The 26734-nt window shown below is 65.3% G+C and carries 27 protein-coding genes, 1 tRNA gene and 4 pseudogenes; 17 read left to right on the top strand and 15 right to left on the bottom strand.

The genetic code is table 11. The annotated features are described in order from the left end of the window. Nucleotides 1-317: 317 nt before the first annotated feature. From PIB19_RS11640 to PIB19_RS11630, 3 genes are all read left to right on the top strand, one after another. The gene (locus PIB19_RS11640) at nucleotides 318-698 is read left to right on the top strand and encodes a hypothetical protein (protein WP_271237490.1); all 381 of its coding nucleotides are present in this window, start codon (nucleotides 318-320) and stop codon (nucleotides 696-698) included. 83 nt (nucleotides 699-781) lie between these two features. Next, nucleotides 782-2431 (top strand): FAD-dependent oxidoreductase, encoded by a 1650-nt coding sequence (locus tag PIB19_RS11635; RefSeq protein WP_271237489.1) that lies wholly within the window; start codon nucleotides 782-784, stop codon nucleotides 2429-2431. Between the two features lie 17 nt (nucleotides 2432-2448). Continuing rightward, entirely contained in the window at nucleotides 2449-2721 is a 273-nt protein-coding gene (locus tag PIB19_RS11630; protein ID WP_271237488.1) for a DUF3297 family protein, read from the top strand. Nucleotides 2722-2866: 145 nt separating this feature from the next. On the opposite strand, the gene bla is transcribed toward PIB19_RS11630, so the two are convergent. From bla to PIB19_RS11600, 6 genes are all read right to left on the bottom strand, one after another. Then, nucleotides 2867-3751 carry a class A beta-lactamase gene (gene bla / locus PIB19_RS11625; protein ID WP_271237487.1) on the bottom strand — a complete coding sequence of 295 codons (885 nt, stop codon included), beginning with the start codon at nucleotides 3749-3751 and terminating at the stop codon, nucleotides 2867-2869. Between the two features lie 127 nt (nucleotides 3752-3878). Beyond that, nucleotides 3879-4628, bottom strand: coding sequence for an isocitrate lyase/PEP mutase family protein (locus PIB19_RS11620; protein ID WP_271237486.1), 750 nt, complete (start codon nucleotides 4626-4628; stop codon nucleotides 3879-3881). Nucleotides 4629-4765: 137 nt separating this feature from the next. After that, on the bottom strand, nucleotides 4766-5569 hold the full coding sequence (locus tag PIB19_RS11615; protein WP_271237485.1) for a LytR/AlgR family response regulator transcription factor: 804 nt from the start codon (nucleotides 5567-5569) through the stop codon (nucleotides 4766-4768). After that, nucleotides 5566-6672 (bottom strand): sensor histidine kinase, encoded by a 1107-nt coding sequence (locus PIB19_RS11610; RefSeq protein ID WP_271237484.1) that lies wholly within the window; start codon nucleotides 6670-6672, stop codon nucleotides 5566-5568. Before PIB19_RS11610 ends, PIB19_RS11615 begins: the two co-directional genes overlap by 4 nt. A 158-nt stretch (nucleotides 6673-6830) precedes the next feature. After that, a complete protein-coding gene (gene clpA, locus PIB19_RS11605) occupies nucleotides 6831-9152 on the bottom strand; it encodes an ATP-dependent Clp protease ATP-binding subunit ClpA (RefSeq protein WP_271237483.1) in 2322 nt (773 codons plus the stop codon). Between the two features lie 219 nt (nucleotides 9153-9371). Further along, complete coding sequence (locus tag PIB19_RS11600) at nucleotides 9372-9569, bottom strand: DUF1192 domain-containing protein (protein ID WP_271237482.1); 198 nt, start codon at nucleotides 9567-9569, stop codon at nucleotides 9372-9374. A 76-nt stretch (nucleotides 9570-9645) separates the two neighbouring features. Here PIB19_RS11600 and PIB19_RS11595 point away from each other — a divergent pair. Then, nucleotides 9646-10642 (top strand): annotated as a pseudogene (locus tag PIB19_RS11595) (NAD(P)H-quinone oxidoreductase). On the opposite strand, the gene PIB19_RS11590 reads toward PIB19_RS11595, so the two are convergent. Further along, complete coding sequence (locus tag PIB19_RS11590) at nucleotides 10639-11079, bottom strand: hypothetical protein (RefSeq protein ID WP_271237481.1); 441 nt, start codon at nucleotides 11077-11079, stop codon at nucleotides 10639-10641. The pseudogene PIB19_RS11595 and the gene PIB19_RS11590 sit on opposite strands and share 4 nt — an antisense overlap. Before the next feature lie 194 nt (nucleotides 11080-11273). On the opposite strand from PIB19_RS11590, the gene PIB19_RS11585 reads away from it, so the two are divergent. The 8 genes and pseudogenes from PIB19_RS11585 (at nucleotide 11274) to PIB19_RS11550 (ending at nucleotide 17691) form a co-directional block, all read left to right on the top strand. Next, the gene (locus PIB19_RS11585) at nucleotides 11274-11888 is read left to right on the top strand and encodes a glutathione S-transferase family protein (protein WP_271237480.1); all 615 of its coding nucleotides are present in this window, start codon (nucleotides 11274-11276) and stop codon (nucleotides 11886-11888) included. A gap of 71 nt (nucleotides 11889-11959) precedes the next feature. Next, complete coding sequence (locus tag PIB19_RS11580; protein WP_271237479.1) at nucleotides 11960-12835, top strand: UDP-2,3-diacylglucosamine diphosphatase; 876 nt, start codon at nucleotides 11960-11962, stop codon at nucleotides 12833-12835. Between the two features lie 23 nt (nucleotides 12836-12858). Beyond that, nucleotides 12859-13881: a glycosyltransferase family 4 protein gene (locus tag PIB19_RS11575; RefSeq protein WP_271240970.1), complete on the top strand. Its 1023-nt coding sequence runs from the start codon at nucleotides 12859-12861 to the stop codon at nucleotides 13879-13881. Nucleotides 13882-13906: 25 nt separating this feature from the next. Further along, nucleotides 13907-14371 carry a hypothetical protein gene (locus tag PIB19_RS11570; RefSeq protein ID WP_271237478.1) on the top strand — a complete coding sequence of 155 codons (465 nt, stop codon included), beginning with the start codon at nucleotides 13907-13909 and terminating at the stop codon, nucleotides 14369-14371. Nucleotides 14372-14572: 201 nt separating this feature from the next. Next, nucleotides 14573-15253 (top strand): DUF1013 domain-containing protein, encoded by a 681-nt coding sequence (locus tag PIB19_RS11565; protein ID WP_271237477.1) that lies wholly within the window; start codon nucleotides 14573-14575, stop codon nucleotides 15251-15253. Nucleotides 15254-15629: 376 nt separating this feature from the next. After that, a pseudogene (locus tag PIB19_RS11560) lies at nucleotides 15630-16495 on the top strand (dienelactone hydrolase family protein). Between the two features lie 55 nt (nucleotides 16496-16550). After that, on the top strand, nucleotides 16551-17171 hold the full coding sequence (locus tag PIB19_RS11555) for a glutathione S-transferase family protein (protein ID WP_271237476.1): 621 nt from the start codon (nucleotides 16551-16553) through the stop codon (nucleotides 17169-17171). A 49-nt stretch (nucleotides 17172-17220) separates the two neighbouring features. Continuing rightward, nucleotides 17221-17691, top strand: coding sequence for a hypothetical protein (locus PIB19_RS11550; protein ID WP_271237475.1), 471 nt, complete (start codon nucleotides 17221-17223; stop codon nucleotides 17689-17691). Between the two features lie 202 nt (nucleotides 17692-17893). Here the strand turns inward: PIB19_RS11550 and PIB19_RS11545 are convergent, their stop codons facing one another. From PIB19_RS11545 to PIB19_RS11530, 4 genes are all read right to left on the bottom strand, one after another. After that, on the bottom strand, nucleotides 17894-18223 hold the full coding sequence (locus tag PIB19_RS11545) for a hypothetical protein (protein ID WP_271237474.1): 330 nt from the start codon (nucleotides 18221-18223) through the stop codon (nucleotides 17894-17896). 352 nt (nucleotides 18224-18575) lie between these two features. Further along, nucleotides 18576-18788: a DUF1289 domain-containing protein gene (locus PIB19_RS11540; protein ID WP_271237473.1), complete on the bottom strand. Its 213-nt coding sequence runs from the start codon at nucleotides 18786-18788 to the stop codon at nucleotides 18576-18578. A 16-nt stretch (nucleotides 18789-18804) separates the two neighbouring features. Continuing rightward, nucleotides 18805-20199, bottom strand: coding sequence for a DEAD/DEAH box helicase (locus PIB19_RS11535; protein ID WP_271237472.1), 1395 nt, complete (start codon nucleotides 20197-20199; stop codon nucleotides 18805-18807). Nucleotides 20200-20291: 92 nt separating this feature from the next. Then, nucleotides 20292-20750: a hypothetical protein gene (locus PIB19_RS11530; RefSeq protein ID WP_271237471.1), complete on the bottom strand. Its 459-nt coding sequence runs from the start codon at nucleotides 20748-20750 to the stop codon at nucleotides 20292-20294. A gap of 73 nt (nucleotides 20751-20823) precedes the next feature. On the opposite strand from PIB19_RS11530, the gene PIB19_RS11525 reads away from it, so the two are divergent. From PIB19_RS11525 to PIB19_RS11515, 3 genes and pseudogenes are all read left to right on the top strand, one after another. Continuing rightward, on the top strand, nucleotides 20824-22272 hold the full coding sequence (locus PIB19_RS11525) for an FAD-binding oxidoreductase (protein WP_271237470.1): 1449 nt from the start codon (nucleotides 20824-20826) through the stop codon (nucleotides 22270-22272). 47 nt (nucleotides 22273-22319) lie between these two features. Next, nucleotides 22320-23099 carry a SapC family protein gene (locus PIB19_RS11520; RefSeq protein ID WP_271237469.1) on the top strand — a complete coding sequence of 260 codons (780 nt, stop codon included), beginning with the start codon at nucleotides 22320-22322 and terminating at the stop codon, nucleotides 23097-23099. 25 nt (nucleotides 23100-23124) lie between these two features. Next, nucleotides 23125-23642, top strand: a pseudogene (locus PIB19_RS11515) (cytochrome b). Nucleotides 23643-23831: 189 nt separating this feature from the next. On the opposite strand, the gene PIB19_RS11510 reads toward PIB19_RS11515, so the two are convergent. Continuing rightward, nucleotides 23832-24656, bottom strand: coding sequence for an N-formylglutamate amidohydrolase (locus tag PIB19_RS11510; RefSeq protein ID WP_271237468.1), 825 nt, complete (start codon nucleotides 24654-24656; stop codon nucleotides 23832-23834). 135 nt (nucleotides 24657-24791) lie between these two features. On the opposite strand from PIB19_RS11510, the gene cpdR reads away from it, so the two are divergent. Then, complete coding sequence (gene cpdR / locus PIB19_RS11505; RefSeq protein WP_025561237.1) at nucleotides 24792-25166, top strand: cell cycle two-component system response regulator CpdR; 375 nt, start codon at nucleotides 24792-24794, stop codon at nucleotides 25164-25166. Nucleotides 25167-25226: 60 nt separating this feature from the next. Then, nucleotides 25227-25301: transfer RNA gene (locus PIB19_RS11500), tRNA-Val, on the top strand. A gap of 79 nt (nucleotides 25302-25380) precedes the next feature. On the opposite strand, the pseudogene PIB19_RS11495 reads toward PIB19_RS11500, so the two are convergent. The 3 genes and pseudogenes from PIB19_RS11495 to PIB19_RS11485 all read right to left on the bottom strand — a co-directional run bounded on the left by PIB19_RS11495 (nucleotide 25381) and on the right by PIB19_RS11485 (nucleotide 26719). Next, nucleotides 25381-26331, bottom strand: a pseudogene (locus tag PIB19_RS11495) (aldo/keto reductase). Further along, nucleotides 26328-26489, bottom strand: a complete 162-nt coding sequence (locus tag PIB19_RS11490) for a hypothetical protein (protein WP_271237467.1) — start codon at nucleotides 26487-26489, stop codon at nucleotides 26328-26330. The pseudogene PIB19_RS11495 and the gene PIB19_RS11490 overlap by 4 nt, the downstream one beginning before the upstream one ends. Next, nucleotides 26489-26719 (bottom strand): hypothetical protein, encoded by a 231-nt coding sequence (locus PIB19_RS11485; RefSeq protein WP_271237466.1) that lies wholly within the window; start codon nucleotides 26717-26719, stop codon nucleotides 26489-26491. Before PIB19_RS11485 ends, PIB19_RS11490 begins: the two co-directional genes overlap by 1 nt. Nucleotides 26720-26734 lie beyond the last annotated feature (15 nt).

Genomic DNA, 26734 nt, shown 5'->3' with positions numbered 1-26734 from the left:
GTGGCCCGTGCAAGTGAGCTGACGCAGACCAGCGTTCGTCTCCGGACGACCGCGAAGCGGCGGGCGAATTTCGGCACACAGCCACGTCATTCGTCGGTCACGATGAACACCGCATCGCTCCCTCCTCATTCCTCCCTGTGCGCCGAAATTCGCTCCGTCACGGTCATTGCAGATATCGGGGGCAGGCCCTTGCCGCCTAAACCGCGGCTGAACACCCGATTCCGAACCAGTTCAGCCGCGGGGCGTTAAACCTCCGACTCAAGCGCCGCGAATCGCGTGTTTTCGAGCCCCGGCGCCTCGTATTGGAGGAGGAACACATGGCCAATCTCATCAAGAAGGCGGTGCTCGGTACGGTCCTCGGCGCCAGTGTGCTGACTGCGGTCGCCCCCACCGCCGAAGCCCAGCGCTACCGCCGCTATCATCATCGCGACGACACCGGCACCGCGATCGTCGCGGGCATCGCCGGTCTCGCGATCGGCGCGGCGCTCGCCGGCGGCGACCGCTATGATCGTCGCTACGACTATGATCGCCGCTATGATTACGACCGCCGTTACTATCGCGATCGCGGCTATTATCCGGTCGATGGTTATTATTATCGCGACTATGAGCGCCGTTACCGCGGCTGGGACCGCTGCCATACCCGCCGGGTCTGGGATCCCTATCTCGATCAGCCGGTGCGCGTGCGCTACTGCCGCTGATCCGGGTGAACGGTGAGACGGGCTGCGCGGGCTTCGGTCCGCGCCGCTCTTCGCATGTGCGGCGAAGGCGCTAGACTGGCGGCATGGGACATGATTCGCTGCCGCAACGACCCGATCCTTCCGATCCTTATGCACGCGAGGCGCAGACCTTTCCCTCGCTGTCCGGGGAAATGTCCGCCCGGGTGGCGGCGTTCGGCGCGGAGGAGACGCTGGCGGACGGCGCCTTGCTGTTCCGCCGCGGCGATCGCAGCGTCGATTTCTTCCTCTGCCTCGATGGCGCGATCGAGATCTTCGACACCGATGTGAGTGGGCACGAGTGCGTGGTGCACGCGCATGTCCCGCGCCAGTTCACCGGCGAGCTCGACTTGTTCAATGATCGCACCATCCTGGTGACCGGCCGCGCGCGCGGCGAGACGCGGGTGGTGCGCGTCGGGCGTGCCGAATTCCGGCGGATGATGGCGGCCGAGCCCGATATCGGCGAGATCGTCATGCGCGCCTTCATCCTGCGCCGGGTGGGCATGCTGCTCCACGGCACCGCGGGCGTGGCGCTGGTCGGCCCCGCGCATGCCGCCGATACTGCGCGGATCGAGACCTTCCTCTCGCGGAACGCACTGCCGCACCGCCGGATCGATACCGAGCGCGATGCCGATGCCGCGGGCTTCATGGAATGTTTCGCGCTGAGCGATGCCGATCTGCCGGTGGTGGTCGCGGAAGGGCGTGCGCTGCGCAATCCGAGCAACGCCCAGCTCGCCGACGCGCTGGGGCTCGCCTCCGCAGTCGATCCCGATCACGTCCATGACGTCGCCGTGGTCGGCGCCGGGCCGGCCGGACTCGCGTCGGCGGTTTACGCCGCGTCCGAAGGGCTCGACACGATCGTGATCGAATCGATCGCGCCCGGCGGGCAAGCGGGGACGAGCTCGAAGATTGAGAATTACCTCGGCTTCCCGACCGGCATCTCGGGGCAGGCGCTCGCCGGCCGGGCGCAGGTCCAGGCGCAGAAATTCGGGGCGCGGCTGCTCGTTTCGCGGAGTGCCGCGGGGATCGATTGCGACGCGACGCCCTATACGATCCGGCTCGACGACGGCGCGACCTTGAAGGCGCACGCCGTGGTGGTCGCGACCGGCGCGCGCTACCGCAAGCTCGATCTGCCGCTTTATCCCGAGCTCGAGGGCAACGGCATCTATTACGCCGCGACGGCGATGGAGGCCGGGCTCTGCGCCGCGCAGACCGCGGTGGTGATCGGCGGCGGCAATTCGGCGGGGCAGGCGGCGATCTACCTCTCGCGCACCGCCGGCCACGTCCACATGCTCGTGCGCGGGGCGGGGCTCGCGGCGACGATGTCGCGCTATCTGATCGAGCGGATCGAGGCTTCGGACAAGATCACGCTGCATCCGTTCACCGAAGTGACCGAGCTCGAAGGCGAGAAGCATCTGAAGGCGCTGACCTGGACGCATCGCCAGAGCGGCGAGAGCCAGCGGCACGACGTGGGGGCGCTGTTCGTGATGATCGGCGCCCAGCCCAACACCGACTGGCTCGACGGCTGCGTCGAGCTGGACCAGGCGGGATTCGTCAAGACAGGCTCGGGCGAGACCTTCTTCTGCTCCTCCGCGCACGGCATCTTCGCGGTCGGCGACGTCCGTTCGGGATCGGTCAAACGTGTCGCATCCGGGGTGGGGGAAGGATCGGTCGTAGTCTCGGCGATCCACCGTTATCTTGAAAGCGTCGCGCAATAGCGGCAAAGGGCGCGGCCATGAGCGATACTCCTCCCGACCGCCTGTCGGTCAATCCGAAGAGCCCCTTTTTCCAGCGTGAGCTGCTCGAGCGGGGCATCGGCATCCGCTTCAAGGGCGTCGAACGTCACGATGTCGAGGAGTACAGCATCTCCGAAGGCTGGATCCGCGCCGCGCTCGGCAAGAAGATGGACCGCAAGGGCCAGCCGCTGACGATCAAGCTGATCGGCCCGGTCGAGGCGTGGTTCGAGCGGCCTGCCGGAGAGGCCCCGGCGGAAGACGCCGAGGGCTGAGGTTATTCCCCTCCCTGCAAGGGAGGGGTCAGGAGTGGGTAGCGCCGGCGAGGCTCGATGCCTCGTCCGGCGCTTTTTGAGTCTCTTGAGCGCGCAGACGCGTGCACCCACTTCTGCCCCTCCCTGCAAGCAGGGAGGGAGCGATTTACCCGATCGCCGCCGCAATCGCGCGGCCGATGCGGGCGTGGAGGGCGCGGCGTTCCTCGTATTCCAATGTGCTGCCGGTGACATAGCCCGCCACTACCAGCGGCGCGCGGCCGGTCGGCCAGACGATACCCACCAGATTGTTGGTGCCGAAGCCGCCCGAGCCGGTCTTGTCGGCGACCGCCCAATCCTTCGGCAGCCCCGCGCGGAGCATCGTGCCACTGGTCTGGGTGGCTTTCATCCATTCGGTCAGCTGCGCGCGGCCGACCGGGGCGAGCGCCTTGCCGAGCACCAGATGCCGGGCGAGATCGGCCATCGCCTGCGGCGTCGTGGTGTCGCGGACGTCACCGGGCTTTGCCTCGCCCATGTCCGTCTCCCAGCGATCGAGTCGCGTCGCCGGATCGCCGAACGCGCGCAGGCGACGCGTGAACCCCGCCGGGCCGCCGATCGTGCGGAGCAGGAGGTTGGCGGCGCTATTGTCGCTCACGGTGATCGTGGCGTGACAGAGCTCGCCGACGCTCGCGGTGCCGCCGACATGCTTTTCGGAGAAAGGCGAGTTGCTGACGATATCGGCGGCCGCCACGGCGATGCGGCGATCGAGCCGCTCTTTCTCGTGTTCGACCTGCTTGAGGATCACAGCCCCCAGCGCGAACTTGAAGGTGCTGCACATCGGGAAACGCTCGGCGGCGCGCCAATCGAAGCGCTCGCCCGAGCCGGTGTCGATCACCGTCAGGCCGAGACGCCCGCCGCTCGCCTGCTCGACGGCGAGGATGGCCTTGCGGAACTCCGGCCCGAAGCGACCGGGGGCATTCCTGCCGATCGCCGGTGCCGCCGAAGCCGCCGCGACTGCGCAACCGCTGGCCCAAAGGAATTTGCGTCTGTCCATAGTTGATCTCCCTTCCGGCACTTGATGCCGCTGTGGAAGGGAGATGCGCAAAGGATCAAATCTCGGCGGAGCCATGAGAGAAATTCATGGGTTTCAAAATCCTCCCCTGGTTCCCGGGGAGGATTGGTTATTCGCTGAAAGCTTCCCGTGCCGCGTCTTCGAAGGCCTTGAGCGCGAGCATGTGCGGAAAGGGTCCGTGGCTGATCCGCGCGATTCCGGTCTCGGCGACCGCTTTGGCGGAAGGCGCGCCCGGAAAGGCCATGAAGTTCACCGGCAGCGGCGAGGCGGCGCAGACCTTTGCAAGCAGCTCGAGGTTCGCCAGCCCCGGCACGAAGAAGCCGCTCGCGCCGGCCTCCGCATAGGCGCGCGCGCGTTCGATCGCGGCATCCGCCTTGGCCTGATCATGCGTGTCGGGCTTGGCCTGCAGGAAGATGTCGGTTCGTGCATTGATGAAGAAGTCCGGCCCCGCGCCGCGCCGCGCCGCCGCGATCCGCTGCGCCTGCATGTGGATCGGGTGGATGCCTTCGCCGCCGATCACCTGATCCTCGAAATTGCAGCCCACGGCACCCGTGGCGGCGAGCGCGGCCATGTTGCCGGCGAGCGCTTCCTCCTCGACGGCGTAGCCGCCCTCGAAATCGATCGTCACCGGCACTTCCACCCCCGCTACGATGCGTTCGGCATTGGCGAGCGCCAGTGCGAGCGGCAACCCCTCGGCGTCGCTCACCCCATGCGCAGTGGCGACCGAAGCGCTGCCGGTGGCGATCGCTTTCGCGCCCGCCCGCGCGGCTACCTTGGCCGAGCCTGCATCCCAGACGTTGAACAGGATGAGCGGGTTGCCCGGTACGTGCAGCGCTGCGAAAGTCTCGAACTTCGACATTCCCGATCTCCCATTCCGTTCGTGAAATGTTCTAGTCGGGCGTATCTCGTCAGGCAATCCGTTCCTTGCGATCAATGCGCGCGAACGGGGAGACCTCCTCGACGTCATCCCGGCTCTCACCGGGATGACGGGAAATCCTAGTGAACGAAGCGCGCCACCACGTCGCGATACGAGCGGCTGACCTTCACCGATGCGCCCGAATCGAGGACGAGGAAGCATTCGCCGTTGGTGTGCGGCTTGACCTGGCGGACGAGGTCGAGATTGACGATCGTCGAGCGGTGGACGCGCTGGAAGCGCCGCGGATCGAGCCGCTTTTCGAGATCCTTCATCGTCTCGCGCAGGATCAGCGTGTTGTCGCCGGTATAGATGCACATGTAATCGCCGGCGGCGTCGATCCGCTCGATCGTGTCGACGTCGACGCGGAAGATCTGGCCGCGATCCTTGATGTTGATCAGCTTCTCGAAGCGATTCGAGGCCATCTCGGTGTTGTCGGAGGTCGCCATCTCGTCGGCCGTCTCGGGGGCGACTTCGGCGAGCACTTCCTTGAGGCGATCGACTTCCTCGACGCCGCGCTTCTCGGTCAGCCTTTGGCGGACGCGATCCAGCGTGTCGGCGAGGCGCGAAGGCTCCACCGGCTTCATCAGATAATCCATCGCCTGCGCCTCAAAGGCGCGGATGGCGTGGTCCGAATAGGCAGTCACGAACACGAAGAGCGGCGGTTCGACTTCCATCAGCCCCTGGACGACGGAGAAGCCGTCGAAGCCGGGCATCTGGATGTCGAGGAAGACGAGGTCGGGTTTGTGGGTCTTGATTGCGCGGATGGCCTCGCGGCCGTTGGAGCATTTGTCGATGATTTCGACATCCTCATGCTCCTGCAACCGGAGCTCGAGCCCCTGGATCGCCAAGGGTTCGTCGTCAACGAGGATGGTACGGATGGTCATGCGGCCTCTCGGTTCGGTTCCTCAAGCTGGAACGGTATCTCGATCTCAACGCTGAAACCTTCCCCAAGTTTCGTTCGTGTTTCGAAACGATGGTCAGGCCCGAAAGCCTGCGCCAGTCGCTCCCTTATATTGGCGAGCCCCACGCCGGTTGACAGAGTCGGCCGTGGCTTGCTTTCGATCAATCCTGGACCGGTGTCGGATACGGCGATCTGCACTCGTTCTCCGGTGAGCCGAGCCGTGACGGTGATATCGGCGCCCTCCTCCTGCGGCGTGACGGCATATTTGATCGCGTTTTCGACCAAAGGCTGGAGCAGCAGCGACGGGAGGCGCGCATTGGCACAGCGCGGATCGATGTCGAAATGGGTACGCAGCCGCTCGTCGAACCGCATCTTCTCGATCTCGAGATAGAGCTTGAGCGTCTCGATCTCCTGGCTGAGCGTGACGTGCGCGGTCGGCTCGTTCGCCAGCGTGTAGCGCAGGAAGGACGACAATCGGCTGAGCATGACGTTCGCGCGCTCGGTCTGCTTGAGGAGCACCAGGGTCGAGATCGAATTGAGCGTGTTGAACAGGAAATGCGGATTGAGCTGGTAGCGCAGCATCGCCAGCTGCGCCGACGAGGCCTGGTTCTCGAGCAATTGCATCTGATCGATCTGCTGCTCGACGATCAGGTAGAAATTGATCCCGAAATACAGCGCCGACCAGCCGGCGAGCACCGTGAAGTTGAGGAAGAGATAGCCGAACACGCGGCTGAGCGTGACGCCCGGATCGGCCGCGGTGAAAGAGAAGGTGAAGGCTTCGAGCACCGCGTAGATCAGGGTTGCGGCGCCGAGCGTGGTCAGGGTCAACAGGATGCCGGTGATCCGCGGCAGCCGGCGATAATAGCCGTACAGCGTCGAGAGCAGCAGCGTCAGGCAATAGCCGACGATCGCCTCGATGATCGACTTGATGATGCCTTCGACCGAGAAGCCGTTCGAGATCGAGGAGACGGTGCGCAGCAGCAGATAGCCGCTCCACCCCGCCGCCTGGAGAATCCAGAAGGCCCGGCTCTTGTCCTCGAAAAAGGGGCGCGCGAACATGCCGGGTCGGACAGTCGGCCGCGGCATCAGCCGCTCCGTGGGTTGGTCTATCATGGCCACGCGGTCCCTCTAACACTCGGGACAAGGTGCGGCAAAGAGGGGCGAGTCGCGTGCGTCGGAAGGGGCACAAAAGAAACGGGCCCGGGAATGCCCCGAGCCCGCCGCTTTCCTTCGCGCGCCGCAGCCTATTTCGCCGCGACCTTCTCCGCCTTCTTGCCGCCGCCCTTCTTGGGCTTGGGCGCGGCGGGGATCGTCTCGAAGACGAGCGCATTGTCCTTGAGCTTCACATTGACTTCGCCGCCATGGATGAGCTTGCCGAACAGCAGTTCCTCGGCGAGCGGCTGCTTGATCTTCTCCTGGATCAGGCGGCCCATCGGCCGCGCGCCATAGAGCTTGTCGTAGCCGCGCGCGGTGAGCCAGGTCTTGGACTCGTCGTCGAGCTGGATGTGGACGCCGCGGTCCGCCAGCTGGAGCTCGAGCTGGAGGATGAACTTGTCCACCACCCGCGCGACCACCTCGGTCGGCAGATAATCGAACGGCACGATCGCATCGAGGCGGTTGCGGAATTCGGGCGTGAAGAGCTTCTTCACGGCCTCTTCCTGGACGTCCTCGCGCGTGCTTTCGCCGAAGCCGATCGACTCCTTGGCCATGTCCGACGCGCCGGCATTGGTGGTCATGATCAGGATCGTGTTCCTGAAATCGACCGTCTTGCCGTGGTGATCGGTGAGCTTGCCGTTGTCCATCACCTGCAACAGGATGTTGAACAGGTCCGGATGCGCCTTCTCGATCTCGTCGAGCAGCAGCACCGAATGCGGCTGCTGGTCGACGGCGTCGGTGAGCAGCCCGCCCTGGTCATAACCGACATAGCCCGGAGGCGCGCCGATCAGGCGGCTGACGCTGTGCCGTTCCATGTACTCCGACATGTCGAAGCGCTGGAGCGGGATGCCGAGGATCTCGGCGAGCTGACGTGCGACTTCGGTCTTGCCGACGCCGGTCGGCCCCGAGAACAGGTAATTGCCGATCGGCTTGTCCGGATCGCGCAAGCCGGCGCGCGACAGCTTGATCGCCGAGGACAGAACCTCGATCGCCTTGTCCTGCCCGAACACCACGCGCTTGAGATCGGTCTCGAGATTGGCGAGCACGCGGGTGTCGTCGGACGAGACCGACTTGGCCGGAATGCGCGCCATCGTCGCGATGACCTGCTCGATTTCCTTGGGCGTGATCACTTTCTTGCGCTTGCTCGGCGCCACCAGCATCTGCATCGCGCCGACTTCGTCGATCACGTCGATCGCCTTGTCGGGCAGCTTGCGGTCGTTGATGTAGCGCGCGCTGAGCTCCACCGCCGACTTGATCGCATCGGGCGTGTATTTGACGTGGTGGTGCCCTTCGAAGGCGCTCCGCAGGCCCGCGATGATCTTGATCGTGTCCTCGATCGTCGGCTCGTTGACGTCGATCTTCTGGAAGCGCCGGAGCAATGCCCGGTCCTTCTCGAAGTGATTGCGGAATTCCTTGTAGGTGGTCGAGCCGATGCAACGGATGCTGCCGCCCGACAATGCCGGCTTGAGCAGGTTCGACGCGTCCATCGCACCGCCGCTGGTCGCGCCCGCGCCGATCACGGTGTGGATCTCGTCGATGAACAGGACCGCGTGGGGCAGCTTCTCGAGCTCGTTGACGACTTGCTTGAGCCGCTCCTCGAAATCACCGCGATAGCGCGTGCCGGCGAGCAAGGCGCCCATGTCGAGCGAGTAGATCACCGCTTCCTTGAGCACGTCGGGCACGTCGCCCTCGACGATTTTCCGGGCCAGGCCCTCGGCGATCGCGGTCTTGCCGACGCCGGGATCGCCCACATAAAGCGGGTTGTTCTTGCTGCGGCGGCAGAGGATCTGGATCGTGCGGTCGACTTCGGGGCCGCGGCCGATCAGCGGATCGACCTTGCCGGCCTTGGCCTTCTCGTTGAGGTCGACGGTGAACTGCTTGAGCGCGCTCTCGCCCTTGCCCGATTTGGTCTCGGACTTGGGCGATTTCTCTTCCTCGGCGCCCTTGGGAGTCGAAGTCTCGCCCGGAGTCGCACCCTTGCCGACGCCGTGGCTGATGAAGCTCACGGCATCGAGCCGGCTCATGTCCTGCTGCTGGAGGAAATAAACCGCATAGCTCTCGCGCTCGCTGAACAGGGCAACGAGCACGTTGGCGCCGGTCACTTCGTCACGGCCCGAGGACTGGACGTGGAGAATGGCGCGCTGGACGACGCGCTGAAAGCCGCTGGTCGGCGAGGGATCGGTCGACTGCTCGACCTTCAGCGCCTCGAGCTCGGTGTCGAGATAATGCGCGACGGTGTTGCGCAGGTCGTCCAGTTCGACGCCGCACGCGCTCATCACCTTGGAAGCGTGTTCGTCATCGACGAGCGCCAACAGGAGATGCTCGAGCGTCGCATATTCGTGGCGGCGGGAGGACGCGGCCTCCAGTGCCTTGTGCAGGGTCGATTCGAGGGCGGAGGCGAAACTAGGCATTCGGATTAAACTCCAGTGGGCCCGATAGGATACGAGGGCCCGTTTCCGACAATGTCGGTATCGGCAGGCCCCGCATCAAGCGCAGCGGCCCGGCACCGGAGGGATTGGCGATGATCCTCCGGTTCCAGGTGCGATATGCCCCCAGCATATCGCAGGCGATGCCGGGGGCATCGCCGACCTGGCACCGGTGGATCATCCCAAATCCGGTGCCCGTCACGCTCATCTCTTGAATAGAGCGTCTGCGCTTGCGCGGTGGTTAATGGCGTATTGAATTTTGCTTCTGCACCGCGCAATTTCGCTTTCCAGCAGCGCGATGCGTTCGTTCAACTCATCCACCGAAAGCGGATCGAGGTCCTGCTTGCCCAATTGGGCGGCGAGGTCGTCCTTGCGACGCGGAAGGTTTTCGTCGGCTTCCATCGTGGTGAACGTTGACCCTGGCAAAGGCGATGTCAATAAGATGCCGCGCGAGTGGCGAGGGCGAAGAGCGACAAAGATGACCGTGCCCGAAACGATGCTGGCCATCGATCCAGAAACCCCGGAGGTCCCGAAGTCCTCGTGCCCGTGCGCCGGCCGGTGCCGATACCCGGCGAGGAGAGGTGCTGATCAAGGTCGCCGCCGCGGGCGTCAACCGCCCGGAAGTGATGCAGCGCATGGGGCTCTATCCGCCGCCGCCCGGCGCGCCCTCGATTCTCGGCATGGAGGCCGCGGGCGAGATCGTCGCCGTCGGTGGTGACGTCGATCGCGCGATGATCGGCCAGCCGGTCTGCGCGTTGGTCGCCGGCGGCGCCTATGCCGAGTATGTCGTGGCGCCGCTCGGCCAGTGCCTGACCGTGCCCACTGCCTTGTCGATGGTCGAGGCGGCGGCGATGCCCGAGACCTTGTTCACCGTGTGGACCAACGTCTTCGAACGCGCCTATGCCGCGGATGGCGACTGGATCCTCGTCCATGGCGGCACCAGCGGCATCGGCACGATGACGATCGCGCTGGCGCGGCTGTTCCATTTGACCGTGCTGGTCACTGCGGGCTCGGACGCGAAATGCGAGGCCGCCCGCAAGCTGGGGGCCGCCGATGCGATCAACTACAGGACCGAGGATTTCGTCGAGCGGGTGAAAGAGATCACCGGCGGTCGCGGCGTCGACGTGGTGCTCGACATGATCGGCGGCGACTATCTGCCGCGCAACCTCAAATGCCTCGCCGAGGATGGCCGCCACGTCTCGATCGCGGTCCAGCGCGGCGCCGAGGCGACGATCCCGATCTGGGAAGTGATGCGCAAGCGGCTGGTCCTCACCGGATCGACGCTCCGTCCGCGCAGCGTCGGCTTCAAGACGTTGGTCGCCGACGAGCTTTCCCGCACCGTCTGGCCGCATGTCGCGCAGGGGCGGCTCAAGCCGGTGATCGATTCGACTTTCCCGCTGGCACAGGCCGCCGACGCGCACCGCCGGATGGAATCGGGCGATCACATCGGCAAGATCGTGCTGACGATCGCTTAGCTCGCCTTGCGCAGCGGCGGCCTGTGCCCGGAGGCCAGCCGTTCCGCCGCAGGCAGGAACTCGGCCTCTTCCCAGTCGCGGCGCGCCGCCATCATGCGCATCTGGGCGCGCACCGCGAGGCGATATTCGCGCGGATCGGCGGTGATCGCCTCGATCGTCCATTGCCCCAGATGCGCGATGCCGGATTGCCGCATCGACAAGAGGTCGCTGGTGTAGCGCCGGGCCAGCGCGCGGTCATAGGGATCGGTGCTCGCGCTGAGCGGCATCAATGCCAGCTGCGCCTCGTTGCCGAGATGCCGCGCCACCGCCTGCGCCATCTCGCGCCGCGCGGCGATCAGTTCCTGCATGTGCGGCGGATCGAAGGACGCGACGTGGATCAGCTTCTCGCCGATGCGGAAGAGTTCGCGGTGTTCTTCGTAGAGGTCTTGCAGGGTCATCATGGGCTCCTGCCGAGTCTTATAGCGCTGCGCAGTGCTCCGCCCGGGCGCTCGGCAAGATTTTGTTAAGTTGCCGCGGGATTCACCTTGCTGCGCCGGTTATAAGCACGCCTTATCGTCGGCGCGCGGCTGTTTGTTTGACGGATGGGCCGCGAACCGCAGAATGGCGCTGAACCAACCAAGGGGGAGCAACTATGCCGTTCGTGCTGCACGAATACGCGCTGTCGGGAAATTGCTACAAGATCCGCCTCACCGCGGCGCATGTCGGGCTGCCGCTCGAGCGGCGGGAATACGACATCCTCAAAGGCGAGACGCGTACCGCGCAGTTCCTGAGCGAGGTCAACGCCAATGGCCGCATCCCGGTGCTCCAGATCGGCGAAGATTTCCTGCCCGAGAGCAATGCCGCCGCCTTTTACGTCGCCGACGGCAGCGATCTGATCCCCACCGATCGCTTCGCACGTGCCGATCTGTTGCGCTGGCTGTTCTGGGAGCAATATAACCACGAACCCAATGTCGCGACGGTGCGCTTCTGGCGGACCCTGGTGGGAGAGGCGAACCTCACCGATCTCCAGCGCGCTTTATTGCCCGGCAAGATCGCCGCGGGCGAGGCCGCGCTCGCGCTGATGGACGAGCATCTCGGGCGCAGCGATTTCCTCGTGCTCGACCGGATCACGCTCGCCGACATCGTGCTCTATGCCTATACCCATGTCGCCGAAGAGGGCGGCTTCAGCCTCCGGCCTTACCCGAATGTCCGCGCGTGGCTGGCGCGGGTTGCGGCAGATCCGGCACATATTCCTATAACCGCCTGACCAACGATTCCGATTGTAACATTCCCCCGGCATAGGCGCTTGCAGGACAAGGCTCCCGCGGGGGAATGATCATGGCGACGATCACCAGGCTTCCGTTCGACGCAACGCATTTCGGCGATTTCCATGCCACCGAGCCGACGATACCCGAGCGGGTGATCGCCGGGCGCCGGCAATATCGCACGGTGTGGATTTCCGACGTCCACCTCGGCACGCGCGGGTGCAACGCCGAAATGCTCATCGACTTCCTCGATCATGTCGACAGCGAGACGATGTACCTCGTCGGCGACATGATCGACGGCTGGGCGATGAAGAAGCGGCTCTACTGGCCCGCGACGCACAACGACATCGTCTGGCGCGTGCTCAAGCGCGCCAAGCGCGGCACCCGGATCGTCTATATCCCCGGCAACCATGACGAGATGTTCCGCCAGTTCGCGGGACTCAATTTCGGCGGCGTCGAGATTCTCCGCCAGGCGATCCACGAGACGGCCGACGGCCGACGCCTGTTGGTGCTCCACGGCGACGAGTTCGACGCGATCACCATGTCGCACCGCTGGCTCGCGCATCTCGGCGATGCCGCATACGAGGGGATGATGGCGCTCAACCGCTGGCTGAACAGCGTCCGCCGCCTGTTCAACCTGCCGTATTGGTCGCTCAGCAAATACGCCAAGCAGAAGGTCAAGAACGCGGTTTCCTTCATTTCCCAGTTCGAGGAAGTGGTCGCGCATGAGGCGGCGCATCGCGGAATCCAGGGCGTGATCGCCGGCCATATCCACAAAGCGGAGATGCGCACGATCCAGGGCGTGGAATATTACAATGACGGCGATTGGGTGGAGGGTTGCACCGCGCTCGTCGAGCATTACGACGGTACCATGGAAATTCTCCATTGGGCCGATGAGATGGCGGCGCGTGATGCGCCGGAGTCCGAGGCCAGACTAGAGGCGGCGTGACGGCGGCGACGAGAGTCGACGAAGTGCGCATCGCAATCGTGACCGATGCCTGGGAGCCCCAGGTCAACGGCGTCGTCCGCACGCTCCAGTCGGTCCGCCGGGTGCTCGAGGCACAGGGCCATCAGGTCGAAGTGATCTCGCCCGACCGTTTCTATTCGCTCCCGTGCCCGACCTATCCCGAGATCCGCCTCGCGCTCGCCAGCACCGGCAGCGTCGGCGCGATGCTCGAGAAATTCCGCCCCAACGCGATCCATCTGGCGACCGAGGGCCCGCTCTGCGTCGCCGCGCGGCGCTGGTGCCTCAGGCACGACATGCCGTTCACCACGGCATATCACACGCAATTTCCCGACTATGTCTCGGCGCGCTCGGGCGTGCCGGCCGAGTGGATCTGGCGTTATATCCGCTGGTTCCATGCGCCGAGCCAGGCGATCCTCGCCTCGACGCCGTCGATCCGCGAATCGCTGATCGCGCACGGCATCACCCAGGTAAAGCATTGGGGCAGGGGCGTGGACCTCGCCGCTTTCCACCCCGGCCTCGCGCCGCACCCCGCGATGGCGGCGCTCGAGGGACCGGTGCAGCTCTATGTCGGCCGCGTCGCGGTGGAGAAGAACCTCGAGGCGTTCCTGCGCACCACCCATCCCGGCACGAAGGTGGTCGTCGGCGACGGCCCGGCCCGGACGGCGCTCAAGGCGCGCTTCCCTGAAGCCAGGTTCCTCGGCCCCATGTTCGGCGAGGAGCTCGCCTCGGCCTATGCCGCGGCCGACGTGTTCGTCTTCCCCAGCAAGACCGACACGTTCGGGCTGGTGATGATCGAGGCGCTGGCGTGCGGCGTGCCTGTCGCCGGCTATCCGGTCACCGGCCCGATCGACGTGCTGACGCCTGAAACCGGGGCGATGGATGCCGACCTGACCAAAGCGATCGGCGAGGCACTGACGCGCGACCGCGAGGCCTGCGCCGCTTACGGCCGCAACTTCACCTGGGAAGCGAGCGCGCGCCAGTTCCTCAACGCGCTTTATCCCATGGACGGTCACCAGGCGGCGGCATAATCTGGGCCTCGGAACAGGGACGGGCATGCGCAACTTCACCGACAAGCTTCTGATCGGGGCATTGCTCCCCGCTTTGGCCTGCATCGCCGCGCCGGCGGCCGCGCAGGACACGGTCGGCCTCGACGGATCGGCTTCCGACGCCAACAATCTGCCCTTCGCCCGGCGATCGAGCGAACTCGCCGCGATGGGCATGATGCTCCAGATCAAGGGGCAGAAGCTGGAGGGCAAGCGCTGCTTCGAGACCGGCTGTCTGTTCATCATCAACCAGACTTCGGATTACGACGCGATCGGCCTGTATCTCGATATCGGCTCGCCCGATCCCAGCGACGCGCCGGTCTGGGGCCCGAATCTCTTCCGGAACCAGAAGCTCCCCCGAAACTCGCCCGCTGGACCTACAAAGCGGGCGACGCGTCGATGTGCGCGCTCGGGGCCCGAGTGGTGCTCAGGCATCGCAAGACGCGCGAAGAGGTCGTTTCCGACGGCGTCGTGAGCCTCTGCAAGAGCCCGAAGGTCGATTCGGCGCTGCGAATCAACGTCAACACGCCCAAGGTGACGATCGAAGAGCCCAGCGCGCATTAGGGCCGACAGCCGGAACGCCTCTTGCCTTGCTCTTCGCCGCGCATCGCACTAAGTCGTCAAGGTGACGTGGCCGCCCGTGATGGGCGGCCCTTTCTATTTCTGGAGACGAAAAGTGGCCCAGCCGCTGATGCCGCACGCGACCGCTTCCTGGCTGGTCGACAATACTTCGCTCTCGTTCGAGCAGATCGCCGAGTTCTGCGGGCTCCACATCCTCGAGATCCAGGCGATCGCCGACGATACCGCCGCGACCAAGCTCACCGGCCGCGATCCCGTCCGCGCGCACGAGCTGACGATGGAGGAGATCGAGAAGGGCCAGGCCGATCCCGATTACACGCTCAAGATGCTGAAGGGGCCCGAGCAGGTCCGCCGCACCAAGGGCCCGCGCTACACCCCGGTCTCGAAGCGCCAGGACAAGCCCGACGGCATCGCCTGGATCCTGCGCCACCATCCGGAGATATCCGACGGCGCGATCGGCAAGCTGATCGGCACCACGCGCACGACGATCGCCGCGATCCGTGACCGCAGCCACTGGAACATCGCCAACATCACCCCGAAGGACCCGGTCACGCTCGGCCTCACCTCGCAGCGCGAGCTCGACGCGCTCGTCGCCAAGGCCGCCAAGGCCGCCGGCATCGAGGCGCCGACCGACACCCGGCTCGAGGGCGATCGCGAGGCACTGATCGAGCAGCTCCGCGCCGAACGCACCGCCGCGGCCAATGCTGCCGAAGCCGGCGAAGCAGGCGAGGAAGCCGGCCCGGTCGAGCACACCGCCGAGACCCTGTTCCGCAGCTGACCGCGGCTGGGCGCATCGCCATTCATTTCCCTCTCCCGTCGGGAGAGGGTTGCGCAGACTTGGGTCCGCTTCTTCAGCGGGCCCTAGTCGGAGCTGGGTGAGGATGAGCAGGTCGATCATGCCCCCGGCATGATCTTCAGACTGCGGGGCAGTCTGAACCTGCTCATCCCATCGATAGCGTGAAACCCTCACCCAGCTACGCTAGCCCCGGCGAAGGCCGGGGTGCCAAGCTGCGCTACCTCTCCCACCGGGAGAGGAGAAGAGCGTACGCCTGGCGCCCATAGCCGGAACCGTGGAGTGGGCCTGCGGGCGGCTTGCGTGTACCCTCCTTCGCGTACGATTCGGGATACCGAAGGACACGCACAGGAGAGACTGCATGTGTGACGAACTGACCACGGCCGACAACGAGCGGTTCCTGGCCGATGGCATGTCCCGCCGGGCTTTCGGAACCGCAGCTGCGGCGGCCGGCTTCGGGCTGCTGCTGCCGAGCCCCGCCAATGCGCTTGCGGTCAAGGGGCGCGACGTCACGATTCGGACGGCGGACGGCACCGTCGATGCCTATTTCGTCGCGCCGGCCACGGGCAAGCATCCTGCGGTACTGGTCTGGCCCGATATCTACGGTCTCCGCCCCGCATTCCGCCAGATGGCCGATCGGCTCGCCGAATCGGGCTATGCCGTGCTCACGGTGAATCCCTTTATCGCTCCCTGACGGCCCCGGCGCTCCTGGCGAGCGGGGACCGCGCCGCGATCCGCGCCAAGGTCGGCGAGTATCGCAAGTTGCTGACGCCCCAGGCGACGATCCACGATGCGACGGCGCTGGTGGCGTTCCTCGACAAGCAGCGCGAGGTGGACTCGAAGCGCGGCGTCGGCACCACCGGCTATTGCATGGGTGGTCCGCTGGTGATCCGCACCGCCGCTGCGGTGCCGGGCAGGGTGCGCGCCGGCGGCAGCTTCCATGGCGGCGGCCTCGTCACCGACGATGCCGACAGCCCGCATCTGCTCATTCCCAAGACCAAAGCGGGCTTCCTGATCGCGATCGCCGAGAATGACGATGCCCGCGCCCCGGCCGACAAGGACAAGTTGCGCGCGGCGTTCGACGCGGCGAAGGTCCCCGCCGAGATCGAAGTCTACAAAAGCGCGATGCACGGCTGGTGCACGCTCGACAGCGATGTCTACAATCAGGTCCAGGCCGATCGCGCCTGGGCCCGGCTGCTGGCGTTGTTCGACAAGGCGCTCGCTTGACGCAGTGCGTCGTCTTGTTCACGTAATGTTCTCAACCCGAATCGGGAGAGCGGCGATGTCGGACGATCTGGTTTTCTATACCAACCCCCAGTCCCGCGGGCGTATCGCCCGCTGGATGCTCGAGGAGACCGGCGCGGACTATCGCGCCGAGGTCGTCGATTACGCGACCAGGATGAAGGGCGCGGAATATCTCGCGATCAATCCGATGGGGAAGGTCCCCGCGATCGTCCATCACGGCAAGGTGGTGACCGAGGGGGCGGCGATCTGCGCCTATCTGGCCGATGCCTTCCCCCAGGCCGGACTCGCGCCGCGGCCCGAGGAGCGTGCCGACTATTATCGCTGGCTGTTCTTCGCCGCGGGCCCGGTCGAGCAGGCGCTGACCAACAATTCCGTCGAATTCGATCCCTCGCCCGAACAATCGCGCAGGTTCGGCTATGGCAATTATGCCACGACGGTCGACGTGCTCGAACATGCAGTGTCGGCGCACCCCTATATCGCCGGCGACCGCTTCACCGCCGCCGATGTCTATGTCGGCTCGGCAGTGGGCTGGGGCACTCTGTTCGGCACGCTGCCGAAGCGCGACGCGTTCCTGGCCTATTTCGAGCGGCTGAGCGGACGCGAGGCGTTCAAGCGCGCCGCGGAAAAGGACGATGCGCTGATGCCGCAGCCGGCTTAGGTCTGAGCGGAATGAGAGAAGCACGAAGACTGCGTGGAAGGAAAATCAAGTGAAGATAGTCCTGAGCTTTCTGGCGGCCGGCTCGCTGAGCGCATTCGGCGCTGTCGCCAGCCTTGACGCATATGTGGGGAAACATCCGCACGAGAAGGTGGGCTCCACGACCTTCCTCACCAACCCGACGGTGAATGCCGCTATCCAGAAGGCGGTGCCCGACGCGGACATTCGCAACTTCATCGCGGATCGAGACATGACCACGGCGCCGATTCGGCGGATCGACAATCGCCTGCTCGTCTCCGGTTGGGATCACCGGAGCGGCGGCGACGTCAATTGGGCCGTGCTGATTTCGCGCGATGGTACGAAGACTGCGGTCTGCTACTCGACCGGCGTCGAGCCGGACGTACGAGGCGCCGATTGGTATGTCGATGGAGCGAAGGTGTTTACGCTCTACACCCGATGCCCCTCCAAGGCCGAGGATCTGAAAGCGCTCGGAACGTTTCCGATCGGCCCCATTCCAGGCTGAGACGCGGCGCGAGGCATTCAGGCGCGCGGCGGCGAAGGACGATGCCGCAGTTGGCTTAGGTCTCAGCGGGGCCGATCATCCAAATGATCGAGCGACCTGGCTATATATCCGGCAATGCAAAGCCCCGGCGCCTGTGGTGCCGGGGCTCGATAGGTAAGCTTCACACCCACCCGCGTTTCGGTTTATCTCACGACCGACAAGTTTAGCAACTTCCCATGCCAAGTCGCCCAGGCGAACCATAATAAATACATGCCTGACCACCGGATGGAAGCAAAATCCTTCCATACTCGGCTTCAGACGCGCTTTCAGTGTGCGTTTGACTGAAAATTCCGTCTTGGCAAGCCTGCAAAGAACTATAACCGAGGGCTGCATAGTCATTGTCTTGGCAGAAGGCGGCCGCCAAAGCCTTAACCTCTGCGTTCGTAATCGTTCCGATAGGACTTTCATCCTGATAACGCTGAGCGCTCGCATGAAATGCCGATAATTGCCCCAGAATTGCAACGGCCAAAGCCATCGATTTAAAGACTTTCATTCAGCCCTCCTTGGAAACTCTCACAAGAAGAGTTCAAAATACCACTCGTGTCAACGGGGCTGTAAGATCTTCCATTGAGGTCCCGCGGTAACGCGATGCGCGGCGAATGGTCGTTATGGTCATGGCGCGCTATCGACTCGGTTACTAGTTTGCCCGGGAGTGTCTGCTTCCGGAGACCGCCGCCCGCTTGCAATGTAGGATTTCGGCTGCTTCCCTGCGTGCCGGGCCGGCCGTGCCGACCCCGCTCTTTGACGTCGTCGATCCCTATATCGCGCTGCGCAACATCCTGTCTCGATCGCGCAACTTTATGAGTGAAACCGCGGGCAAAGTGCGAAGTTAAGCGCGCGAAATCCTACAGGTCGCCGTCGCGACTCAGCGTCGCCATCCGCTCCGGCAACGCCGCCATCACTGCGTCGCGATCCGCGTCGCTGGTGGTGCCCCAGCGGGCGATCTCGTCGAGCGAGCGGCCGCAGCCGATGCACCAGCCGGTCACGTCGTCTATCCGGCAGATATTATTGCAGGGCGAGGCGATCGGCCGCGGTGCGGCGTCCGCCGGACCGGTCACGCGCCCAGCGTGTATTTCAGGAAGTCGGGCACCGGGCCGTTCCAGCCCTCGTCCGGTTCGTCCTGCGAGCCGCGCGACTGGCGGCGCGGTTCCGGCCGGTCCTCGCTGCGTCCGCGTCCGCCACGCTCGCGGCGGGGTTCGGCCTCGCGGGGGCGCGGGCTTCGGGCTCGGGTGCGGCCTCGGCAGCGACGGGCTCGGCCTTGGGGCGCGGTTCGGCTTCGGTCTTGCGGCCACGCCCGCGGCGCGGTGCGGCCTCGCGTTTCTCTGCCGGTGCTTCCTCGCGCGCCGTCTCGCCGCTCGCCGGTTTGACGCGTTCGATCTTCATGCCGGTCAGCTTCTCGATCTCGGCGATGTTCTCGGCGTCGTCGGGCGTCACCAGCGTATAGGCGATGCCCGTAGCACCCGCGCGGCCGGTGCGGCCGATGCGGTGGACATAATCGTCGGGATGCCACGGCGCGTCGAAATTATAGACGTGGCTCACGCCCTTGATGTCGAGCCCGCGGGCCGCGACGTCGGAGGCGACGAGGATGTTGACGTCGCCCTTCTTGAAGCGTTCGAGCTCGGCGATGCGCTGCGACTGTTCCATGTCGCCGTGGATCTCGGTCGAGCGGAAGCCGCTCTTCTGCAGGCTCTTGTTGAGGTCGCGGACCGTGGTCTTGCGATTGCAGAAGATGATCGCGGTGGTCACGTCCTCCGCGCGCAGCAGGTCGCGCAGCATGCCGCGCTTGTCCGAGGCGGCAACGGGGACCACCCATTGCTTGATGTTGACGTTGGCAGTGGCCGGCCGCGCGACTTCGACCCGCTTGGGATCGGTCAGGAACTTGTCGGCCAGCTTCTTGATCACCGGCGGCATCGTCGCGGAGAACAACAGTGTCTGGCGCTGCTTGGGCAGCTTGGTGCAGATTTCCTCGATATCGGGGATGAACCCCATGTCGAGCATCCGGTCCGCCTCGTCGATCACCAGCAGGTTGCAGCCGGTGAGCAGGATCTTGCCGCGCTGGAACAGGTCCATCAGCCGGCCCGGCGTCGCGATCAGCACGTCGACGCCCTTCTCCAGCGCCTTGACCTGATCGCCCATCTGCACGCCGCCGATCAGCAGCGCCATCGAGAGCTTGTGGTTGGTGCCGTATTTGACGAAATTCTCGGCGACCTGCGCGGCGAGCTCGCGCGTCGGCTCGAGGATCAGGCTGCGCGGCATCAGCGCGCGGGTGCGCCCCTCGCCGAGGATGTCGATCATCGGAAGGACGAAGGCCGCGGTCTTGCCGGTGCCGGTCTGCGCGATGCCGATCAGGTCCTTGCCCATCAGGACGGACGGGATCGCCTGGCGCTGGATCGGAGTCGGGTCCGTATAGCCCGAATCGGTCACCGCACGCAGAAGTTCGTCAGAAAGGCCGAGATCGGCAAAGCTCATGTATTTTTCCGGAAAAGGGCGCGGTCACCCACGCCGCCAAAGCCTTCACGCGCTTGCGGATTTGGCCGCGGATGTCAAGCCGGGTGAGGGGTTCAGCGCGCCGGAACCAGCGATGCGAAGGACTGAACGGCGCACAGGCGGCCCGATCGCGAGCGGATCGAATCGCGCTTGGCGCACATCTTCTTGTCCTTGTTCGCCTTGACGTAGAAGCCCTGGTAGAAGCCGAGCGCGGGGCAGTCATTGCCCAGCTTGGCACGCAGCATCGATCCGTCCTTGAGCACCAGATCGACGCTGTCGAAGCGATTGACCGAGAAACCGGCCAGGTTTTCCATCTTGACGCAATCGTCGGCCTTTTTCTCGACCACTGCCGAAGGACGGGTCGAGCGCATGATGATCGTCGTCGACCGGATGGTCACGCGGGGGACATGGATGGTGATGCGCTGCTGCTGGAGCAGGTCCGCGGCCACGTCCCAGCCGAGCGGCTCCGGTGAGGATGCCGGGGCAGCGAACAGCAGCAATAGTCCTGAGGTGGCGATCAGCGGGTTCAGCATGTCTGGCAGGGTTTGTAGGGCAAAGTTTTGAACGGTGGATGAACTGCCGGGCAACATGCTAATCGGCGCGGCCATGACACCAGCACAACGCCAGCTTGTCGAGACCGTTCGTGAACGCTTCGGTCCCAAGGCCGTCACTACCGATGCCGAGTCGATCGCGCCGTGGCTGACCGACTGGCGCGGCCGCTATCATGGGCAAGCGCCGGCGCTGCTTTCGCCCGGTTCTACCGAGGAAGTCGCCGCGATCGTGGCGCTGGCCGCCGAAGCCGGCGTGGCGCTGGTTCCGCAGGGCGGGAACACGGGCATGGTCGGCGGTGCCACGCCGCCGGCGGACGGATCGGCGCTGTTGTTGTCGCTGCGCCGAATGAACCGGATCCGCGCGCTTTCGCCGTCGAGCAACCTCGCGGTCGCCGAAGCGGGTGTGATCCTCGCCGATCTGCGCACCGCGGCGGAGGAAGCGGGGCGGCGCTTTCCGCTCGATCTCGGCGCGCGCGGCAGTGCCACGATCGGCGGACTCGTCTCGACCAATGCCGGCGGCACCCAGGTGCTGCGCTTCGGGACGATGCGCAGCCTCGTCGCGGGGGTCGAGGCGGTGCTTCCCGACGGATCGATCCACAACGGCATTGCCGCGCTCAAGAAGGACAATCGCGGTTATGATCTCAACCAGCTGCTGATCGGTGCCGAAGGTACGCTCGGCATCGTCACGGCGGCGACGTTGCGGCTGGTTCCGGGAGTCACGGCGCGTGCCGTGGCCTGGGTCGGACTCGCCAGCCCTGCCAAGGCGCTGGACCTGTTGCGCGCGCTCGAGAGCCGCACCGATGCAGTCGAGAGCTTCGAGATCCTGCCCGAGAAGACGCTCGCGCTCGTGCTCAAGCACGTGCCGGGCACGCGTCGCCCGCTCGAGACGTCGCACCCCTGGCAGGTGCTGATCGAGGCAGTGGCGACCGATCCGGGAGCCGAATCGCCTGCGGCCCTGCTCGAGCGCCTGCTCGCTCCCGCGCTGGAGGCGAGTCTTGCCGGCGACGCGGTCATCGCCGCGAGCGAGGCGCAGGCGGAGGGCTTCTGGCGCATCCGCCATTCGATCTCGGAGGCGGAACGCGCTGGCGGGCCCGCCGTCCAGCACGACATCTCGGTGCCGGTCGAGGATATGCCGCGCTTCATGGTCGAGGGCGGTGCCGAGGCCGAGGCGCGCTTTCCGGGAACCGAAGCGGTGGCCTATGGCCATCTCGGCGACGGCAATGTCCATTTCCACGTGCGCGCGCCCGCGGGTGCAGATCCCGGCACCTGGTATGCGCAGGAGGGGCCGCGAATCTCGCGGCACGTCCACGACATGGTCGTCGCGGCGGGCGGGTCTATCTCGGCGGAGCACGGCATCGGCCAGATGAAGCGTGCCGAACTGGAACGATTGAGCGCGCCTTCGCGGATGACCGTATTGAGAGCGATCAAGTCTGCGCTGGATCCGAAGAATATTCTCAATCCGGGGAAACTGGTGACGCTTGCACCTGACGCCGCGACTCCATAGACCTGCCTCCGAATTTCAAGATTCAGCATTTTTCAGGAGAGTTTCGGATGGCCAGCGCGCCACAACAGTCGCTTCCGTTGTTCTACAACCAACTCGAACCGCTTTCGAGCCAGACGCACGCCGATTTCCGCATCCGCGTCCGTGACAAGGCGCCGTTCCTTGCCAGCCAGCACGCCGTGCCGGTGACGGTGGAGGAATTCCCGCTCGTCCAGCGCTACCTGCCGATCGTCTTCTCGGTCGGCGATGATCCCGTTCCGCTCGCGCTGATGGGGCTGAACGAGGGCGTGAACACCTTTTTCGACGAGGAAGGCGGGCTGATCGATCCGAACTTCTACGTTCCGGCCTATATCCGCCGCTATCCGTATCTGCTCGCGCGCCTGCGTCCCGATACCGACGAGCTGTCGCTCTGCTTCGATCCGTCGTCCGACGCGATCGGCGCGTTCGAGGAAGGCGACAAGCTGTTCGAGAATGGCGAGCCGACCGAGACCACCAAGAACATCCTGCAGTTCAACGAGCAGTTCGAGCAGGCCGGCGCGCGCACCGCGATGTTCATGAAGGACCTCAAGGAGCTCGCGCTGCTGATAGACGGCGAAGTGACCATCCAGCAGGAAGGCCATGAGCAGCCCTTCGTCTATCGCGGCTTCATGATGATCGACGAGAACAAGCTCAACGAGCTGCGCGGCGATCAGCTACGGAAAATCGTCCAGAACGGCATGCTGCCGCTGATCTATGCGCATCTCTTCTCGCTGGCGCTGATGCGCGACGTCTTCGGTCGCCAGGTCCGCATGGGCAAGATGCCGCAGCCGCAGCTCGTCACTCCGGCCTGATGCTTCCACGCGGCGATCGTTACGATTGGGGGCGATCGCCTTCCACTGGACGATCGCCGCGCTGGTCCTCGTCAATCTCTTCATCGGGCTCTTCCACGAATCGCTTCTGGAAGGGCTTCGCATCATGCCCCTGCACAAGGCGATCGGCGCCACGGTGCTGGTGCTCAGTATCGGCCGCCTCGGCTGGCGGCTGACGCATCGCCCGCCGCACTTCCCGGAGAATATGAAAGCTCGGGAGAAAGCGTTCGCCAGGGGTCTGCACTGGCTTTTTATGCGCTGCTGATCGTGATGCCGCTGACCGGCTGGATGTTCTCGTCCAACCCCCAGCGCCCGCGCCCGGTCAGCTGGTTCGGGTTGTTCGATCTGCCTCTCCTGCCGGTGACGCGGGACATCGCCGCTGCCGCGCATGAGGCCCATGAGTTGCTCGGCCTGCTGATGGCCGGGCTGGTGATCCTTCACATTGCCGCCGCGCTGCGCCACCATTTCGCGCTGCGCGATCGCGTGCTGGAGCGGATGCTCCCCTGGGCCGCTCGCAACGGCTGACCGCCGCTGCGGCACGCTTCCGCGCCCGTTCGAAGCGAGGCCTTGAACTCCTTGGTCCCTCGACTATATTTCCCCTTGTACGGCGTCGTGTCCCCCTTTCGCGAGGCCGTGCGGCACGCCTTCGGGCGTGTCTCCTCCCTGAACCTTGGCCACCTCGTGCCTAGTGCACGAGGTGGTTTTTCTTGTCCGCTATTCGGCGGCAATCGCGGTGGGGAGCGCTTCGTCGGTGACTGCGTCGATGATCGCGCGGAGCAATTGCGTGGCGGCGGGCAGGCCGGGGCCGGGGCCGTCGAGCGCCGAATCCAGATACAGCGCGCGATCGAATTCGAGCTGGATCGCATGTACCCCGCGCCGCGGCTCGCCGTGGCGCTCGAGGATATGCCCTCCCGAATAAGGAGCGTTCGCCGCGGTTGCCGCGCCATGGGCGCGTGCCACGCCCTCGATCCGGCCGATGAACCGCGCCGCGGCGGACTTGCCGAACCGGTCGCCGAGCACGAGTCGCGGCGCGCTGGCCGGCGATCCGAGCGACGGCATCGAGTGGATGTCGATCAATACCGCGACGCCGAATCGCACCCGCGCCGACGCCAGCGCCGCCGCGATCGCCGCATGATAAGGCCGATGATCGGTGTGGATCCGCATCTGGACCTCGTCGGCGGACAGGCGGCGCTGCCAGATATCGCCCGAATTGCCGACTCGGCGCGGCACGAGCCCAAGCCCGCTGCGCAATTTGGCCGATTGCGGATGGCCGATCGTGACCGCGCCGTCGTCCAGCCGCGGATCGCGTTCGTGCTCGGCGCGATTGAGGTCGATCCAGGCGCGGGCACGCTGCGCCACGAACAAGGTCTCGGCACCGCGGGCATCGAGGCCCAGCGCGTCGGCATAGCGATCCTCGAGTCCCTTGAGTGCCGCCAGCGGCACGCGGATCGAGGATCTGAGCGGCAACGGATAGTCGCGCCCCGCATGCGGCACCGACAGAATAACCGGAGTGAGCGGTTCGAGCGGCCCATGGCGCACAAAGGAAGGCGTTGACGTCACTTGTCCCTGACTAGGCACGGGGCGCCTCGCCAGCAATCATCCCGATGCAATGTCGCTGGAATTTTTAAAGGCTTTGCGCATAGGATGGCCCCCTGAAATTGGTTTGGGGTAGTGATGATCCGGATTCTGCTGGCCGAGGATGACCGCGTGATGCGGGAATACCTCACCCGGGCGCTCGAACGTTCGGGCTATGCGGTCAGCGCCGTCGATCGCGGCACCGAAGCGATACCGCTGCTCGAGGCGGAGCGATTCGACTTGCTCCTCACCGATATCGTCATGCCCGAGATGGACGGGATCGAGCTCGCCCAGCGCGCGAGCGAGATGGCTCCGGAGATGCGGGTGATGTTCATCACCGGCTTCGCGGCGGTCACGCTCAAGGCCGGCAAGCAGGTTCCGCAGGCGCGTGTGCTCTCCAAGCCCTTCCACCTGCGCGACCTGGTTCTCGAGGTCGATCGCATGTTCGAATCGGAGAATGCCGGCTTCAATTGATTTAGCGTTCGGAGGCGCTTGCGCGCGGCCGAAAGCCTCGCTAAAGCCCGCCCTCCTTGGGGGCGTGTAGCTCAGTGGTAGAGCACTGTGTTGACATCGCAGGGGTCGCAAGTTCAATCCTTGCCACGCCCACCATTAAAGGAAGCCCGCGTTGAGCCCCTCGGCTCCGCGGGCTTTTTCTTTCCGGATCACCTGACCGCGACCGGGGCGGGACTCACGCGCCCGCGGCGGTCAGCCTGCCCAGTTGTTCGGAGGTGAGCGCGAGATCCCAGCTGCCGGCCAGCTCGTCGAGTTGCTCGATCGACGTGGCGCTGGCGATCGGAGCAGTGACTCCTCCTGCGCGGCGAGCCACGCCAATGCGATCTGGGCGAGGCTGGCGCCCGTCTCGGCGGCGACTTCGTCCATCGCCGCGAGCACCGCGCTGCCTTTGCCTTCGAGCAACGCCGCCATCCGGCCGCCGCGCACGCTTTTGCCGAAATCGGCTTCGCTGCGATATTTGCCGGTCAGAAAGCCCGAGGCGAGGCCGTAATAGGGCACGACGCCGATATTATGGGTGATGCACAGGTCCTGTAGCTCGCCCTCGAATTTGTGGCGGCTGACAAGATTATATTCGGGCTGGAGCACGCGATAGTGCGGGAGCCCCTCGCGCGTGGCGACTTCGAGCGCCGATTTGAGCCGCCCGGCATGGAAGTTGGAGGCCCCGAGCGCGCGGACCTTGCCGGCCTTGATCAGCGTGTCGAACGCGGCGAGCGCGTCTTCCTGGGGAACGTCCTCGTCATCCTGATGCGCGAAATAGAGGTCGATCGTGTCCACGCCGAGCCGCCGGAGCGAGGCCTCGGCCGCCGCGGCGATGCGTGCGGGCGCGAGTTTCGAACCGCCTTCGCCGTCGAGCATGCCGACCTTGGTGGCGATCAAGACCTTGTCGCGCTTGCCCGAATTGCGCAGCCATTCGCCGATGATCGTCTCGGATCTCGCCGCCCTGGTGGCCGGGGACCCAGCTCGAATAGACGTCGGCGGTGTCGATCATCACGCCGCCGCGCTCGACGAAGCGGTCGAGAATGCGGAAGCTGATGGCCTTGTCCGCCGTCCAGCCGAAGACATTGCCGCCCAGCACCAGGGGTGGTGTCATGAGGCCGGAAGTGCCGAGTTCGCGCAAGCTGGTCATTGCGGCATGGATCCGTTGTCGGCGACGCTGGCATTGATGTCGGTCGCCGCGGCCGCTTCGTTGAGCTGGCGCGCTTCGTCGGCGGAGGGTGCGTCGTCGTCGGGCCCGCCGCAGCCGGCGAGCGCCAGCGCGATCAGCAGCAGCGGCAGGCCCCGCATCATTCCTCGATCTCGTTGCCGACGGCGGCGTTGCCCGCGTAGCTGTTCTCGGCCTCGGTGAAGGCGGCGTCGGTGGCGGCATTGGCGGCGTTCACGTCGCTGACCGCTTCGCCCATCGTGTTGCTGTCGCCGGTGACGGTCTCGTTGGCTTCGGCGGCCTCGTTCTTCGCGCCGCCGCAGGCGGAAAGCGCGAGCAGGGCGACGGGGAGGAGGAGCAGGGTCTTGCGCATTGGTTGAGCCTCTTG

It is taken from the genome of Sphingomonas sp. 7/4-4, from assembly GCF_027941955.1.
Taxonomy (GTDB): domain Bacteria; phylum Pseudomonadota; class Alphaproteobacteria; order Sphingomonadales; family Sphingomonadaceae; genus Sphingomonas.
This window is presented reverse-complemented; position numbering and strand designations above follow the sequence as displayed.

Coding starts and splice junctions, on each gene's coding strand:
- PIB19_RS11640 (WP_271237490.1), top strand. CDS start 318: ATGGCCAATCTCATCAAGAAGGCGGTGCTCGGTACGGTCCTCGGCGCC.
- PIB19_RS11635 (WP_271237489.1), top strand. CDS start 782: ATGGGACATGATTCGCTGCCGCAACGACCCGATCCTTCCGATCCTTAT.
- PIB19_RS11630 (WP_271237488.1), top strand. CDS start 2,449: ATGAGCGATACTCCTCCCGACCGCCTGTCGGTCAATCCGAAGAGCCCC.
- bla (WP_271237487.1), bottom strand. CDS start 3,751: ATGGACAGACGCAAATTCCTTTGGGCCAGCGGTTGCGCAGTCGCGGCG.
- PIB19_RS11620 (WP_271237486.1), bottom strand. CDS start 4,628: ATGTCGAAGTTCGAGACTTTCGCAGCGCTGCACGTACCGGGCAACCCG.
- PIB19_RS11615 (WP_271237485.1), bottom strand. CDS start 5,569: ATGACCATCCGTACCATCCTCGTTGACGACGAACCCTTGGCGATCCAG.
- PIB19_RS11610 (WP_271237484.1), bottom strand. CDS start 6,672: ATGCCGCGGCCGACTGTCCGACCCGGCATGTTCGCGCGCCCCTTTTTC.
- clpA (WP_271237483.1), bottom strand. CDS start 9,152: ATGCCTAGTTTCGCCTCCGCCCTCGAATCGACCCTGCACAAGGCACTG.
- PIB19_RS11600 (WP_271237482.1), bottom strand. CDS start 9,569: ATGGAAGCCGACGAAAACCTTCCGCGTCGCAAGGACGACCTCGCCGCC.
- PIB19_RS11590 (WP_271237481.1), bottom strand. CDS start 11,079: ATGACCCTGCAAGACCTCTACGAAGAACACCGCGAACTCTTCCGCATC.
- PIB19_RS11585 (WP_271237480.1), top strand. CDS start 11,274: ATGCCGTTCGTGCTGCACGAATACGCGCTGTCGGGAAATTGCTACAAG.
- PIB19_RS11580 (WP_271237479.1), top strand. CDS start 11,960: ATGGCGACGATCACCAGGCTTCCGTTCGACGCAACGCATTTCGGCGAT.
- PIB19_RS11570 (WP_271237478.1), top strand. CDS start 13,907: ATGCGCAACTTCACCGACAAGCTTCTGATCGGGGCATTGCTCCCCGCT.
- PIB19_RS11555 (WP_271237476.1), top strand. CDS start 16,551: ATGTCGGACGATCTGGTTTTCTATACCAACCCCCAGTCCCGCGGGCGT.
- PIB19_RS11545 (WP_271237474.1), bottom strand. CDS start 18,223: ATGAAAGTCTTTAAATCGATGGCTTTGGCCGTTGCAATTCTGGGGCAA.
- PIB19_RS11535 (WP_271237472.1), bottom strand. CDS start 20,199: ATGAGCTTTGCCGATCTCGGCCTTTCTGACGAACTTCTGCGTGCGGTG.
- PIB19_RS11530 (WP_271237471.1), bottom strand. CDS start 20,750: ATGCTGAACCCGCTGATCGCCACCTCAGGACTATTGCTGCTGTTCGCT.
- PIB19_RS11525 (WP_271237470.1), top strand. CDS start 20,824: ATGACACCAGCACAACGCCAGCTTGTCGAGACCGTTCGTGAACGCTTC.
- PIB19_RS11520 (WP_271237469.1), top strand. CDS start 22,320: ATGGCCAGCGCGCCACAACAGTCGCTTCCGTTGTTCTACAACCAACTC.
- cpdR (WP_025561237.1), top strand. CDS start 24,792: ATGATCCGGATTCTGCTGGCCGAGGATGACCGCGTGATGCGGGAATAC.
- PIB19_RS11490 (WP_271237467.1), bottom strand. CDS start 26,489: ATGCGGGGCCTGCCGCTGCTGCTGATCGCGCTGGCGCTCGCCGGCTGC.
- PIB19_RS11485 (WP_271237466.1), bottom strand. CDS start 26,719: ATGCGCAAGACCCTGCTCCTCCTCCCCGTCGCCCTGCTCGCGCTTTCC.